This window comes from Mesorhizobium sp. P2_E7 (assembly GCF_056403855.1).
Window position 1 is genome coordinate 898,102 of sequence record NZ_JBFUER010000001.1, and the last position, 14,259, is coordinate 912,360.

The 14,259-nt window shown below is 61.3% G+C and carries 15 protein-coding genes; 10 read left to right on the plus strand and 5 right to left on the minus strand.

What is annotated here, in order from left to right:
* Positions 1-4: 4 nt before the first annotated feature.
* From sufD to AC1DYC_RS04540, 5 genes are all read left to right on the plus strand, one after another.
* Positions 5-1,273, plus strand: coding sequence for a Fe-S cluster assembly protein SufD (sufD, locus tag AC1DYC_RS04520; RefSeq protein WP_477404310.1), 1,269 nt, complete (start codon positions 5-7; stop codon positions 1,271-1,273).
* Between the two features lie 107 nt (positions 1,274-1,380).
* Complete coding sequence (locus AC1DYC_RS04525; RefSeq protein ID WP_477404312.1) at positions 1,381-2,622, plus strand: cysteine desulfurase; 1,242 nt, start codon at positions 1,381-1,383, stop codon at positions 2,620-2,622.
* Between the two features lie 21 nt (positions 2,623-2,643).
* Complete coding sequence (locus AC1DYC_RS04530) at positions 2,644-3,036, plus strand: SUF system Fe-S cluster assembly protein (protein WP_192253517.1); 393 nt, start codon at positions 2,644-2,646, stop codon at positions 3,034-3,036.
* Positions 3,037-3,131: 95 nt separating this feature from the next.
* Positions 3,132-3,518 (plus strand): Fe-S cluster assembly scaffold SufA, encoded by a 387-nt coding sequence (sufA, locus tag AC1DYC_RS04535; protein WP_023759793.1) that lies wholly within the window; start codon positions 3,132-3,134, stop codon positions 3,516-3,518.
* A gap of 9 nt (positions 3,519-3,527) precedes the next feature.
* Entirely contained in the window at positions 3,528-4,046 is a 519-nt protein-coding gene (locus tag AC1DYC_RS04540) for a DUF2199 domain-containing protein (protein WP_477404314.1), read from the plus strand.
* Positions 4,047-4,048: 2 nt separating this feature from the next.
* On the opposite strand, the gene AC1DYC_RS04545 is transcribed toward AC1DYC_RS04540, so the two are convergent.
* The gene (locus tag AC1DYC_RS04545) at positions 4,049-4,546 is read right to left on the minus strand and encodes a GFA family protein (protein ID WP_477404316.1); all 498 of its coding nucleotides are present in this window, start codon (positions 4,544-4,546) and stop codon (positions 4,049-4,051) included.
* 89 nt (positions 4,547-4,635) lie between these two features.
* Between AC1DYC_RS04545 and AC1DYC_RS04550 the strand changes: the two genes are divergently transcribed.
* Entirely contained in the window at positions 4,636-4,959 is a 324-nt protein-coding gene (locus AC1DYC_RS04550; RefSeq protein WP_477404318.1) for a TfoX/Sxy family protein, read from the plus strand.
* Positions 4,960-5,190: 231 nt separating this feature from the next.
* Here the strand turns inward: AC1DYC_RS04550 and AC1DYC_RS04555 are convergent, their stop codons facing one another.
* The gene (locus AC1DYC_RS04555; protein ID WP_477404320.1) at positions 5,191-6,108 is read right to left on the minus strand and encodes a pseudouridine-5'-phosphate glycosidase; all 918 of its coding nucleotides are present in this window, start codon (positions 6,106-6,108) and stop codon (positions 5,191-5,193) included.
* Positions 6,109-6,160: 52 nt separating this feature from the next.
* Positions 6,161-7,105 carry a carbohydrate kinase family protein gene (locus AC1DYC_RS04560; RefSeq protein ID WP_477404322.1) on the minus strand — a complete coding sequence of 315 codons (945 nt, stop codon included), beginning with the start codon at positions 7,103-7,105 and terminating at the stop codon, positions 6,161-6,163.
* A gap of 186 nt (positions 7,106-7,291) precedes the next feature.
* Here AC1DYC_RS04560 and AC1DYC_RS04565 point away from each other — a divergent pair, with 186 nt between their 5' ends.
* Positions 7,292-8,167, plus strand: coding sequence for an IS1595 family transposase (locus AC1DYC_RS04565; protein WP_477404324.1), 876 nt, complete (start codon positions 7,292-7,294; stop codon positions 8,165-8,167).
* Between the two features lie 530 nt (positions 8,168-8,697).
* Here the strand turns inward: AC1DYC_RS04565 and AC1DYC_RS04570 are convergent.
* The gene (locus AC1DYC_RS04570; RefSeq protein WP_477404326.1) at positions 8,698-9,054 is read right to left on the minus strand and encodes a hypothetical protein; all 357 of its coding nucleotides are present in this window, start codon (positions 9,052-9,054) and stop codon (positions 8,698-8,700) included.
* A gap of 4 nt (positions 9,055-9,058) precedes the next feature.
* Positions 9,059-9,544, minus strand: a complete 486-nt coding sequence (locus tag AC1DYC_RS04575; RefSeq protein WP_477404328.1) for a hypothetical protein — start codon at positions 9,542-9,544, stop codon at positions 9,059-9,061.
* A 93-nt stretch (positions 9,545-9,637) separates the two neighbouring features.
* Here AC1DYC_RS04575 and AC1DYC_RS04580 point away from each other — a divergent pair, with 93 nt between their 5' ends.
* The 3 genes from AC1DYC_RS04580 (at position 9,638) to alaS (ending at position 14,251) form a co-directional block, all read left to right on the plus strand.
* On the plus strand, positions 9,638-9,856 hold the full coding sequence (locus tag AC1DYC_RS04580; protein WP_477404330.1) for a hypothetical protein: 219 nt from the start codon (positions 9,638-9,640) through the stop codon (positions 9,854-9,856).
* A gap of 355 nt (positions 9,857-10,211) precedes the next feature.
* Positions 10,212-11,312, plus strand: a complete 1,101-nt coding sequence (gene recA, locus AC1DYC_RS04585; protein WP_112561417.1) for a recombinase RecA — start codon at positions 10,212-10,214, stop codon at positions 11,310-11,312.
* Positions 11,313-11,584: 272 nt separating this feature from the next.
* On the plus strand, positions 11,585-14,251 hold the full coding sequence (alaS, locus tag AC1DYC_RS04590; RefSeq protein ID WP_477404332.1) for an alanine--tRNA ligase: 2,667 nt from the start codon (positions 11,585-11,587) through the stop codon (positions 14,249-14,251).
* Positions 14,252-14,259 lie beyond the last annotated feature (8 nt).

Consider the following 14,259-nt stretch of genomic DNA (forward strand, 5'->3'; position numbering starts at 1 on the left):
ACTGATGAACATGCACTCGACACCCCAGCGCACGCAGGCCGAAACAGCGCTGATCGACGCCTTCGGCGAGCGGCTGTCTGAGCTGCCCGGCGACGGCGCGGTAATGCTGAAGCGCGACGACGCCATCGAGGCGATCAAGCATGGTCTGCCGACGCGGCGCCTCGAATCCTGGCACTATACGGATCTGCGCCGCCTGCTGACGACGGTGCCGGCTTTCGATCCCACGGCCGCCGCCAAAACGCTGGCGCCGATTGTCGAAGGCTCCGCAATCCTGGCCGTGCTGAACGGCGTCTCGAATGCGAAATTCCCTGCGATCGAGGGTGTGACCGTCCAGCGCCTGTCGGAAAAGCTGACCGACGGCTCGATCGCGCCAGGCCTCGACCCCTACGGCAGCGATGACGCCATCGGTGCGCTGAACACGGCCTTCGTCGCCGACGGCTATTTCGTCGACATCGCCGATGGCGCAGCACTGGAAAAGCCGATCGAATTACAGAACCTGCAGGCCGGCGGCCAGGCCCATGTGCGCTTCCCCGTGCGTGTCGGCGCGGGCGCCAAGGCAGCTATCCTCGAGCGTCAGGCCGGCGAGGGCGCTGCATTGGCCAGCTCGGTCAGCCAGCTGGTGCTGGGCGAAGGCGCAGAGGTGACGTGGCTCATCGTGCAGGAGCAGCCGGAAACGGCCACGCATCTTGCGCAGTTCAAGGCGCATCTCGGCAAGAATTCGAAGCTGACGGTGTTCTTCATGAATGCCGGCGGCAAGCTGGTGCGTCAGGAAATCGTGGTCAGGACGACCGGCGAAGGCGCCGATTTCAAATTGCGCGGGATCAACCTTTTGGCCGGCGACACCCATACCGACGTGACCATGGTGCTCGACCATGCCGTGCCGCACACGACGTCGACGGAAGTGATCCGCAATGTCGTAACCGGCAAGGCGCGCGGCGTCTTCCAGGGCCGCATCAACGTCCATCAATACGCGCAGAAGACCAACGCCAAGATGGCCTGCAACACGCTGCTCCTGTCGGATGATGGCGAGTTCTCGACCAAGCCGGAGCTGGAAATCTTCGCCGACGACGTCGTCTGCGGCCATGGCGCGACCGTCACCGAGATCGACCACAACCATCTGTTCTATCTGATGGCGCGCGGCATCGATGAGAAGAGTGCGCGTGGTCTGCTAGTCAAGGCGTTCGTAGCCGAAGTGATCGAGGAACTGGATGACGAGACCATCGTCGAAGCCCTGGAGACACGGCTCGATGATTGGTTCGTGGCACACGGGTAAGCGCCTCTTCCCCTTCTCCCCTTGTGGGAGAAGGTGGATCGGCGCGCAGCGCCGGGACGGATGAGGGGTGCGTGACGAAGTGAGGCGGTGCCTCAAGAGAGCTTGTAATGGACCAGAAACTCGAAACCACCCCCTATGACGTCGAGGCGATCCGCCGCGACTTCCCGATCCTGTCGCGCGAAGTCTACGGCAAACCGCTGGTCTATCTCGACAATGGCGCCTCGGCGCAGAAGCCGCAGGTGGTGCTCGACACGATCCAGCACGCCTACAGCCAGGAATACGCCAACGTCCATCGCGGCCTGCATTTCCTCTCCAACGCCGCGACCGACGCCTACGAGAAGGCGCGCGAGACGGTGCGTCGCTTCCTCAACGCGCCAAGCACCGACAACATTGTCTTCACCTCGAACACGACCGCAGCGATCAACACCGTCGCTTACGGCTATGGCATGCCCAACATCGGCGAGGGCGACGAGATCGTGCTGTCGATCATGGAGCACCACTCCAACATCGTGCCGTGGCATTTCATCCGCGAACGGCAGGGCGCCAAGCTGGTCTGGGTGCCGGTCGACGATCTCGGCGCCTTCCACATCGAGGAATTCGAAAAGCGCCTGACCGACAAGACCAAGCTCGTCGCCATCACTCAGATGTCGAATGCGCTGGGCACGGTGACGCCGATCAAGGAGATCGTGCGCATCGCCCATGCCCGCGGCATTCCGGTGCTCGTCGACGGCAGCCAGAGCGCCGTGCATATGCCGATCGACGTCCAGGATCTCGACTGCGATTTCTTCGTCTTCACCGGCCACAAGGTTTACGGGCCCTCGGGCATCGGCGTGCTCTACGGCAAGAAGGACATTCTCTCGGGCATGCGTCCCTTCATGGGCGGCGGCGAGATGATCGAGGAGGTGACGGAAGACGTCGTCACCTACAACGATCCGCCGCACCGTTTCGAAGCCGGCACGCCGCCGATCGTGCAGGCGATCGGCCTCGGCGCGGCACTGGAATACATGGAAAAGATCGGCCGCGAGCGCATTGCCGCCCACGAGGCCGACCTCAAGACCTACGCGCATGAGCGGCTGCGCGCGATCAATTCGCTGCGCATCTTCGGCGACGCGCCGGGCAAAGGCGCCATCATTTCCTTCGAATTGCAGGGTATTCATGCCCATGACGTGTCGATGGTGATAGACAGGCAGGGCGTGGCGGTCCGCGCCGGCACCCATTGCGCCCAGCCGCTGTTGAAACGCTTTGGCGTAACCTCCACATGCAGGGCATCGTTCGGCATGTATAATACCAGGGCCGAAGTCGACGCTTTGGCCGAAGCGCTTGAGAAAGCGCGCAAATTCTTCGGGTGACAAGTTCTTTGGATGACGACCATGGATGATGCGAGCCACACCACAGAGACCGCGCCGGAAGCAGCCATCAATCCGCTGGTCTCAGCTTCGACCATTCCAGCCGATGAACTGGCGCGGCTGACCGACGATATCGTCTCGGCGCTGAAGACGGTCTACGACCCGGAAATTCCCGCCGACATCTACGAGCTCGGCCTGATCTACAGGATCGACATCGAGGACGACCGCTCGGTCAAGATCGACATGACCCTGACCGCGCCCGGCTGTCCGGTGGCCGGCGAAATGCCGGGCTGGGTGGAAAACGCCGTCGGCGCCGTCGAAGGCGTGTCAGGCGTCGAGGTCAACATGACCTTCGACCCACCCTGGTCCCCCGACCGCATGTCGGAAGAGGCGCAGGTCGCGGTGGGCTGGTACTAGGCTGGCGCACTTGCACCAGTGGTAAAACTTCACCATTTTAGGTGAGGAATCATTCGGCAGGCCTTGAACCTGCATGGAATGGAAGAGGAAAGAGAATGGGACGCTTCGCCGTCATCACGATGACCGAAAAGGCCGCCGACCGGGTGCGCGAGATCGTTGCCACGCGCGACAATGCGCATGGCATTCGCCTCGGCATCAAAAAAGGCGGCTGCGCCGGCATGGAATACACGGTCGACCTGGTGACCGAGCCCAACACCAAGGACGACCACATCGAGCGCGACGGCGCGCACGTTTATGTCGCGCCTGAAGCCGCGCTTTTCCTGTTCGGCACCGAGATGGATTTCGAGCAGACCACGCTGCGCACCGGCTTCACCTTCCACAACCCGAACCAGAGTTCGGCCTGCGGCTGCGGCGAATCCGTCGAACTCAAGCCAGCCGATCTCAAAGCGCTGGCAGAGGCGCGCGCGGCAACCGCTGCTTGACGTCGGGCGATGAGCGCCGAGGCATATCGCTGGCGGTGTGTCTGTTGCGGCGAAGAATTTACCGGTCTTCCAACGGATATTGCATTCGACGCGCCGGTCAGTCGAGACGGAACCGGAGAAGGCGGTCAATCCACCTTCCGAAAGAATGACGATTTCTGTGAAGTCCGCCACGCGTCAGGCAGGACGGATCGGTTCATTCGCTGCCTCCTGCCGCTGCCCGTGCCGCAGCTCACCGGCGAGTTCTGTTTCGGGGTTTGGATGTCGGTTTCGGAAAGAAGCTGGAACATCTATCGAGACGGATATGACGATGGTCAATACGAAGACGATGGCTGCTTCGGGTATTTGATGCACGACATTCCCGAGTATCCAAGCTCGATGCATCTCCATGCCAATGTCGTGTTCCAGCCTGGAAAAATGCGTCCCCGGGTGTTTTTGCAGGACACAGATCATCCCTTGTTCGCGGCCCAGCGCGATGGAGTGGACGTGGCCCAGATTGAGCGCTGGGTAGCCCTCACGCATCGCCCCTAAGGCTACTTCACCCACATCTTTGTCCGCTTGTGCCAGTCGGCGATCGATTCCTCGGGATAGGCGTCGAACACCTTGTCCTTTTTTCCGATCACCGGCTCGACCCAGCTCGCCTTGTACTTCAGCATCAGATGGACCTTTTCCGGCGGCTTCGGCAGCTCGCTGTCGATCGCCGAGGCGAAGGGGTGGACCAGATCCGGCCAGGTCGGATCGTAGAGCCACAGGGCCGAACCGCATTTCCTGCAGAAATTGCGCTCGCCGGTCGAAATCTCGCACGTGGGGTGCTCGTCATCCTGGATCTCGGCGCGAAACACGCCGAGGTCGCGCTTGCCCTTGATCTTCAGCGTCTTGTAATCGGCGCCGAGATTGATGGCGAAGCCGCCGCCGCCCTGCTGCTTGCGGCAGATCGAGCAGTAGCACAGCATGAACGGCACCGGCGTGTGGCTCTCCACCTCGAAATGGACGGCATCGCAGCGGCAGGATCCTTTGAGCAGAAGCGGCATTTTGAAACTCCGACGAATTGGCTTCAACTTGTCAGCATGGTTTTGGTTGCGGCAATGACAAGCCCGGATCGCGATGACATGATCGCGGCATGGACAACGAACGCATCGCCGAACTGTTCGAGGGCCTCGGCCCGGTCTCGATCCGCAGGCTGTTCGGCGGCAAGGGCATCTATTTCGACGGCGTCATCGTCGCCATCGTGCTGCGCGGCGAATTGTTGCTCAAGGCCGACGAACAGAGCGCGCCCGATTTCGAAGCTGCCGGCTGCAAGCAATGGACCTATACGGGAACCCGCCACGGCAAGCTGGTCGCGATGCCGTACTGGAGCATTCCCGACGACGCGTTTGATGATCCCGACGAGATGCGGGTGTGGGCGCAGCGGGCTTATGAGGCTGGACGGCGGTCGGGGAAGTAGACGATCTTCGGGACGCTGGCGGGACAGCACCCCCTCTGGCCTGCCGGCCATCTCCCCCTCAAGGGGGGAGATTAGCAGCTTCATCGGCGCCGAGATTCTTTCAACGTCTATCGTTGGCGAAGGCCGGTGTGACATCCGATCTCCCCCCTTGAGGGGGAGATGTCCGGCAGGACAGAGGGGGGTGACGGAACGCGGCGGTCGCGCTTGGCATGCATTGCCGAACGCCAATCCCTACAGCGCCTTGGCAATCTTCGCCGCCAGCCGCGCATTGTTCTCGACCAGCGCAATATTCGTCTTCAAACTCCGGCCGTCGGTCAGTTCAAGGATTTTTCCCAGCAGGAACGGCGTCACCGCCTTGCCGGTCACATTCTGCGCTTCCGCCGCCTTCTGCGCGGCCTCGATGTAGCCGGCCATCTCGTCGGCCGGGATTTCGTCATCCTGCGGCACCGGGTTGGCGATCAGCATGCCGCCGCCGAGGCCCAGCGCCGCCCTGGTCTTGTAGAAATGCGCGATCTCTTCGGGCTTGTGCAAGGTCAACGGGGCGCGAAAGCGCGACTGGCGCGACCAGAAGGCCGGCATCGTCTCGCAGCCATGGCCGATCACCGGCACGCCGCGCGTTTCCAGCACCTCCAGCGTCTTTTCGATGTCGAGGATCGCCTTGGCGCCGGCCGAGACGACGATGACCGGCGTGCGCGCCAGCTCGTCGAGATCGGCCGAGATGTCGAAGCTCTTTTCCGCGCCCTTGTGCACGCCGCCAATGCCGCCGGTGGCGAACACCTTGATCCCGACCATGTCGGCCGCGATCATGGTGGCGGCGACGGTGGTGCCGCCGGTGCGTCCCTCAGCAACCGCAAAGCCAAGATCGGCGCGCGACAGCTTCATGGCGTCGCCGGTCATCGCCAGCGACTCGCGCTCGCCGTCCGACAGCCCGATCTTGATGCGGCCGGCAACCACGGCGATCGTCGCCGGCACCGCGCCATTGTCCAAAATGATCTTCTCGACATTGGCGGCCATGGCGCCATTGTCGGGGTAGGGCATGCCATGGGTGATGATGGTGCTCTCCAGCGCCACCACCGGGCGGCCGGCAGCAAGTGCTTCGGCCACCGGCGGGTGGATGTCGATGAGGGGGCGGGCGCTTTGCGGGGTCATGACGGTCTCCGGTCCGGAGCAAGAAAGCTCCGGCAATGGCAATTGGCCGCCCTCATGCCATTTCCTGCGCCCCCGGCACAAGAGCCAGCGCTTCGGCAAAGGTCGCGGCGGTGAAGGTCGGCACCGCGTCCGCACTTTCGATGGCGAGCGTTGCCGCGGCCACGCCTTCGCGCAGGGCCTGCCGCAATGCCAGGCCGCGCAGCAGGGCAGCGATGGTAGCGCCGGCCAGCGCGTCGCCGGCGCCGGTGACGTCGGCGACCTTTCTCGGCGCCGGCGGCAGGATGGAAAAGGCGCCGGCTTCGTCGAAACCCAGCACCGGGCCATCGCCCGCCGTCACCACGCCACTCCTGAGGCCGCTGCAGCGCAAACCGTCGACGGTCTCTCGCTCGGTGGCATTGGCGCCGACGCCGGCCAGCACCATGGCCTCACGCCGGTTCATGAAGACCTGCGCGAGCTCCTTCAGCACCGGGATCAGCCGCACCACCTTGGCTGGCGAAATGGCGATGGCATAGACCGGCTTGCCGGCGGCGAGCCCGACCAGCCGCTCCAGTGCCGTTGCCGGTAGATTGGCGTCGCACAGCACGGCCTCGGCCTCGGCGACCGCCTCGCGCACCTTGGAGCGGCGGAGCTGCTTGGGAAACGCCAGGTCATAGAGCGCCATGTCGGCAAAGCCGGTGATCAGCTCGCCGTCGCGGTCGATCAGGGCGGTGTAGCTCGGCGTCGTGCGGTGGAGGAACACCGCCGACAGGTCGGCAATGCCGGCCTCAGCGATGGCGCGCGACACCGTTTCGCCCGCCGCATCGCCGCCGCGCATCGACATGAGCGAGGCCGAAACACCAAGCCGCGCGAGGCTGCGCAGCGCATTGAAGACGCCACCGCCGACGTCTTCGCGCATCGTGCCGGGGTTGGACGCGGCGGGCACATAGGCACCGGACACCTGGCCGCGCCGGTCGATATGGGCGCCGCCCACCGCCAGGATTTTTGCTGATTTCACCATGCCGGCGATATGACCTTTGTTATTTGAGCCGCACAAGCGCTACGCTGTGCGGCGGAGCTTCGCAGGCAAGCCAGCGATTCGGGCGGAGCCAAACCGCCGGACCGTCTGGCCCAATGCGGAAAGCGTCCGAAAACCAACGGATGTATCCCCTTGAAACATGTAAAAGGGAGTGCTATATAATCATGCATGAGCACGAAACTCCCTACCCTTCGCCAGTTCCAAGAGCGCTTCACGACTGAGGACGCCTGCCTTGAGCACCTCATGGTGACACGGTACGGCGAACGTCACGAATGCGCCAAGTGCCACCGCGTCGCCAAGTTCCATCGCGTTAAGGCTCGCCGCTGCTATGAGTGCGACTTCTGTGGTGCGCAGGTCTATCCGACCGCTGGCACACCGTTCGAAGCCACGCGCACCTCATTGCGCGACTGGTTTACCGTCATGTTCATGTTCTGCGCTTCCCGTAACGGCGTGTCCGCGAAGGAAGTCCAGCGCACCATTGGCGTGACCTACAAGACCGCTTGGCGCATGTGCAACCTCATTCGCCAGTACATGGGCTATGTCGATGGCGACAACCCCCTTGGCGGTAAGGACGGCGGCATCGTTGAAGCCGACGAGATGTATTTTGGCGGCGTCGACAAGCGCGGCGAAGACGACAAGGCCATTATCTTCGGTGCTATCGAACGTGGCGGCGATGTGGTTACTCAGGTCATCCCAAGCCGCAAGGCTCGCCACATCATGCCCGCCATTTTCAGGTGGGTTAAGCAGGGTTCGCGTGTCGCAACCGACGAGTTGCTTTCATATGGCGAATTGACGGAAAACGGCTACATGCACGGCACCGTCAACCACAGCGCTGGCGAGTACGTGCGCGGTCAGGTCCACACCAACAATATCGAAGCTTTCTGGTCGCACGTCAGGCGTTCGATGGCGGGGACTTACGTTTCGGTTTCGAAGAAGTGGTTGCAGACTTACCTTTGGGAGTTCGAGTACCGCCAGAACCTTCGTCGGGAACCCCACTTGATGATTGACCTCTTGCTGAGATCGTTCCCGCGCCCGGAACGGTGAGCGCGGGCTTGGTAGCCATTGCCTTTAGCAAATGGTCGAAGCGCGCTTCGGTTGACTTGGTCATGCCGGGAGCCTCTCGTTGTCCTTGGGGCGAATTAACAATCCGAATATGTAAGCCACTCGGGCGAACGCAAAAAAAGCCCAGATCGATATAGAGCACCAACCACAAAATATTAGAAACGTAAGCGATGACGTATGCATCTTGAACCCAGCAACGATAAGTGGGATCGATATAAACGTAACAAGGAAGCCAAGAAACATTGCCGCTTTAGTGTACCCTAAAAATAGCTTCATGGCTTGGGTGTCTTGGATCTTCGATATAAACGAAGTCGATTTTCCACCAACGAACCCGAATATTCCAAAAATAAACCCCGTCTGTATCGACGACCAGTCGAATACGGACGAGTATAAGTTTGCAAAATCAACCTCGGCAGTCGAAGAGGCGTTCATGAGGTTCCCTTTGAAATACCAAAGGGATAACCCCGTAACCGCCGCTGATGCTATCGGCCCGTACTTTTCGACATAATAGTTCATCCGACTAACTTCTTCATCTCATCGACAAGATATTTCTTCTTCACCGAATAGATTTTCTCGGGGTCGCGGTCGTCAATGTTAAGGCTGTCCTTCGCCACAACGCGCTCCTCAATCAAATCGATGGGCTCCGATTCATCGTTGACGACTGTTGTCGCCTGCAATTTGTCCAACCTGAAACCAGGAACGTTCATCTCTGCAAGCTGTTTTGCAAGCCCGTTCACGGCGGCAGACAGGAAGCCGCCATGATGCCCCATTGATATCTCTACGTATATAGATGGGGCGCCGTACGCTTCACCCATAGCCTTGATGCCAGCGCTGGCTGATTTGTTGGCCGCGCCCTCTAACTCCGCCATGTTCTCAGGGTTTGCTATCCGTATCGCCAGTTTGCGGGTTTGGCCGGCGTTGAAGCGATCCCAGTTTCTTTTTGTCGATTATCGGCGCAATCGAGTAGATGGCGTTGGCATTGAAAGAGGCGACGTACTCCAGCAAACGTCCCGGCGTCAGAATTCGCTGGTCATATTGGATGCCCAAGAAGCCTTTTTTGTGATTCAGCCGAAATACAATCCCGTGACCGAGTGATTTGGCCGTCAGAGCCTTTCGCTTATCGCCATCAATCTCAGATGGAAGATTTGTTCCTTGGCACCGCGTCAACTCCCCGACGATGGCGTCAGCGCTGTCGTCCTCAAGCGTTTCAAGGCGAACGACAAAATCTTGCGCCAACTGCTTCTCGCGACCCTTAGCACTCGGGATCAGTGAGATTTTTCGGATAACATCAAGCAAATCCGGCGTTGCTTTTGAATTCTTGCTCAGTTCGTAAAACCGGAAAGTAAAATTCTTTTCCATATTCCCCCTCCAAACACCGGTGCATGAAAGCACGGTTCGGGGAAAGTGGCGACTCAGAGTAGGGTACTGCGGTTAAATTACCGGAGGATATCTATGACCATTCAAATGAAGGAAACCGGGCCGAAAGGGGTCACTAGACCGTTCGTGCCAACTATTGAACTCGGGTTCAAACTTTCCATGGAAGAGCGACAGGTCGAAGCGCTTGAGCACATTGCCGTATCGCTATCCGCAATCGACCATAATATCGAATTGCTGGCGACGAAGATGGAAGGCCTTCTGATCTCTCTTGCAAAGATCGCTGCCAAGCCATAGTCGCCTCCGAGGCTGTACAATCGGCAGGAGGTAAACCTCCCGCCGCAGAAGCCGTGCGGGTAGCAGGAGCTTCAATACGGTCGGTCATCGGGAAGTCCTTCCGATAACGAATCAGTGCCGCTGCAAGACGGCAGGCGGCAAAAGCCACCGCTTTGATTCTATTGTAGAATTTTATTTACATGCTCGAAGGGGATACATCCGAAAACCAAACCACGAGACAAAAAAAGAACAAATCAGGATAAAGATTGTTTTTCAGATATTTGACCCCTCTTGCCAAACGAGAACAAAAAAGGTACAAACTGGGCAGGGATTACGGATTGTCCGGCCTTCATTGACGACCAAGGGGTGATGTATCATGGCTCAGAATTCTTTGCGGCTTGTAGAGGACAAAGCGGTGGACAAATCAAAGGCTCTGGACGCGGCGCTGTCGCAAATCGAGCGCGCCTTCGGCAAGGGCTCGATCATGCGGCTGGGTGCCAATGAGCAGGTCGTCGAGATCGAAACCGTGCCGACCGGATCGCTTGGCCTCGACATCGCGCTTGGCGTCGGCGGCCTGCCGCGCGGCCGCATCGTCGAGATCTATGGGCCGGAAAGCTCGGGCAAGACGACGCTGGCGCTGCACACGGTTGCCGAAGCCCAGAAGAAGGGCGGCATCTGCGCCTTCGTCGATGCCGAGCACGCGCTCGACCCGGTCTATGCCCGCAAGCTCGGCGTCGATCTCGAAAATCTGCTGATCTCGCAGCCCGACACCGGCGAGCAGGCGCTGGAGATCTGCGACACGCTGGTGCGTTCTGGCGCCATCGACGTGCTGGTGGTCGATTCGGTTGCGGCACTGACGCCGCGCGCTGAAATCGAGGGCGAAATGGGCGATTCGCTCCCCGGCCTGCAGGCGCGTCTGATGAGCCAGGCGCTGCGCAAGCTGACCGCCTCGATCTCGCGCTCCAACACCATGGTCATCTTCATCAACCAGATCCGCATGAAGATCGGCGTCATGTTCGGTTCGCCAGAAACCACCACCGGCGGCAACGCGCTGAAATTCTACGCTTCGGTGCGTCTCGACATCCGCCGCATCGGCTCGGTCAAGGACCGCGACGAGGTCGTCGGCAACCAGACCCGCGTCAAGGTGGTCAAGAACAAGCTGGCGCCGCCCTTCAAGGTGGTCGAGTTCGACATCATGTATGGCGAAGGCGTGTCCAAGACTGGCGAATTGGTCGACCTCGGCGTCAAGGCCGGCGTGGTCGAGAAGTCAGGCGCCTGGTTCTCCTATAATTCGCAGCGCCTCGGCCAGGGCCGCGAGAACGCCAAACTGTTTCTGCGCGACAATCCCGACACGGCGCGCGAGATCGAACTGGCGCTCAGGCAGAATGCCGGGCTGATTGCAGAAAAGTTCCTCGAGAATGGCGGCCCCGAGCGCGGCGAAGACGACGGCTTCGAGGAAGAATCCGGCGCCATGTAAGGCAGCTGCCAGAGTTCGGCCATAAATCCGGTCCATTATCTGATGCTTAAGTAACAGAGTTCCTTAGTATCGCGTTCCAAACCGCCGGCCTTCGCGCCGGCGGTTTTCGTTTTTGGGCAGGCGTGGAGCCGGCCTGGCAGCTGCAGGATTGGCCCAATTCCGTGTTTCTGGACAGGGTGAAGCCTGCCCGCTAAAAGGCCAAGTCGATCTTCTAAAAGCAGAGACCAGTTTCCGCCGGCCGTGCCGGCGGTTTTCGCGAAAAGGCAGCAGTCATGAGTGGCGTGAACGACATCCGGTCGACATTTCTCGACTATTTCCGCAAGGAAGGCCACGAGGTCGTCGCCTCAAGCCCGCTGGTGCCGCGTAACGACCCGACATTGATGTTCACCAATGCCGGCATGGTGCAGTTCAAGAACGTCTTCACCGGCCTGGAGAAGCGGCCCTATTCGCGCGCCACGACCGCGCAGAAGAGCGTGCGCGCCGGCGGCAAGCACAACGACCTCGACAATGTCGGCTACACCGCCCGCCATCTGACCTTCTTCGAAATGCTCGGCAACTTCTCCTTTGGCGACTATTTCAAGGAGCGCGCCATCGAGCTTGCCTGGAACCTGATCACCAAGGAGTTCGGGCTGAACAAGGACAAGCTCTTGGTCACCGTCTATCACACCGATGACGAGGCGGCCGGCTTTTGGAAGAAGATCGCCGGCTTCTCGGATGACCGCATCATCCGCATCCCGACGTCCGACAATTTCTGGGCGATGGGCGACACCGGGCCATGCGGTCCTTGCTCGGAGATTTTCATCGACCGCGGCGAGCACATCTGGGGCGGCCCTCCCGGCAGCCCGGAAGAGGATGGTGATCGCTTCCTCGAATTCTGGAACCTGGTGTTCATGCAGTATGAGCAGGTCACCAAGGAAGAACGCATCGACCTGCCGCGGCCGTCGATCGACACCGGCATGGGCCTGGAGCGCATGGCCTCCATTCTGCAAGGCGTGGAAAGCGTCTTTGAAACAGATCTGTTCCGGCATCTGATCGATGCCGCGTCATCCGCGCTCGGGCAGGGGCCAGACAAGGAGACGGTAGCGTCCTTCCGCGTCATTGCCGACCACCTGCGCTCGTCCTCCTTCCTGGTCGCCGACGGCGTGCTCCCGTCGAATGAAGGCCGCGGCTATGTGCTGCGCCGCATCATGCGCCGCGCCATGCGCCATGCGCAGCTGCTCGGCGCCAAGGAACCGTTGATGTGGAAGCTGGTGCCGGCGCTGGTGCGCGAGATGGGCCAGGCCTATCCCGAACTGCTGCGCGGCGAACAGCTGATCACCGAGACGCTGAAGCTCGAGGAGACCCGCTTCCGCAAGACGCTGGTGCGCGGCCTCGGCCTGCTCTCGGAAGCGACCGAAACGCTGCATGCCGGTGACATGCTGGATGGCGAGACCGCCTTCAAGCTCTACGACACCTACGGCTTCCCGCTCGATTTGACGCAGGATGCGCTGCGCCAGCGCAGCATCTCGGTCGACCTTGCCGGCTTCACCCATGCGATGGAGCAGCAGAAGGCGGAGGCGCGCAAGCACTGGGCTGGTTCCGGCGATGCGGCCACCGAGACCATCTGGTTTTCGGTGCGCGAGCAGGCGGGCGCCACCGAATTCCTCGGCTACGAGACTGAAGCTGCGGAAGGCCTCGTCCAGGCGCTGGTCAAGGACGGCAAGACCGTCGACAGCGCCGGAAAGGGCGATGCGGTGGCGGTGGTCGTCAACCAGACGCCGTTCTATGGCGAGTCCGGCGGCCAGATGGGCGACACCGGCATCATCTCCGGCGAAGGTTTTTCGATCGAGATCACCGACACGCAGAAGAAGGCCGACGGGCTGTTCGTGCATCTGGGCAAGGTGGTGAGCGGCACGGTCAAGACGGGTGCCGCGGTCGAGCTCAAGGTCGACCATGCGCGCCGCACCCGGTTGCGCGCCAACCACTCCGCGACGCATCTGATCCACGAGGCGCTGCGCGAGGTGCTGGGCACCCATGTCGCGCAGAAGGGCTCGCTGGTAGCGCCCGAGCGGCTGCGCTTCGATATCTCGCACAACAAGCCGATCTCGGCGGAAGACCTCGAAGAGGTCGAGCGCATGGCCAACGAAATCGTCGTCCAGAACAGCCCGGTGACGACGCGCCTGATGTCGGTCGACGACGCCATCGCCGAGGGCGCCATGGCGCTGTTCGGCGAGAAATATGGTGACGAGGTGCGCGTCGTGTCGATGGGCACCGGCCTGCATGGCGCCAAGGCCAACCGGCCCTATTCGGTCGAACTCTGCGGCGGCACCCATGTCCGGGCGACCGGCGATATCGGTCTGGTCCGTGTCGTCTCCGACAGCGCGGTCGCCGCCGGCGTGCGCCGCATCGAGGCGCTGACCGGGGAAGCCGCGCGCAAACATCTCGACGAGCAGGACAGGCGTCTGAAAGCGACGGCAGCCGTGCTGAAGATTTCGCCGGCCGATGTGCCGGCGCGTGTCGAGACGCTGCTCGAGGAGCGCAAGAAGCTCGAAAAGGAACTGAGCGAGGCGCGCAAGAAACTGGCGCTGGGCGGCGGTTCGCCTGCTGATGCCCCGGCTGCCAACGAAATCGTCGCTGGCGTAGGCTTTCTAGGCAAAGCCGTTTCCGGCGTGTCGCCGAAGGATTTGAAGCCACTGGCCGATGCGGGGAAAACCTCGCTCGGCTCGGGCGTCGTCGTCTTTGTCGGCGCCGGCGAGGACAACAAGGCAAGCGTCGTGGTCGCCGTCACCGACGACCTCGTCGGCCGCTTCAGCGCCGTTGATCTGGTGCGCGTCGCTTCGGCCGCCTTGGGCGGGCAGGGCGGCGGCGGGCGGCCTGATATGGCTCAGGCCGGCGGTCCGGATGCCTCGAAGGCCAATGATGCGATCGCCGCGGTCAGGGCGGCGCTGGAGGCAGCCTGATAGCCATC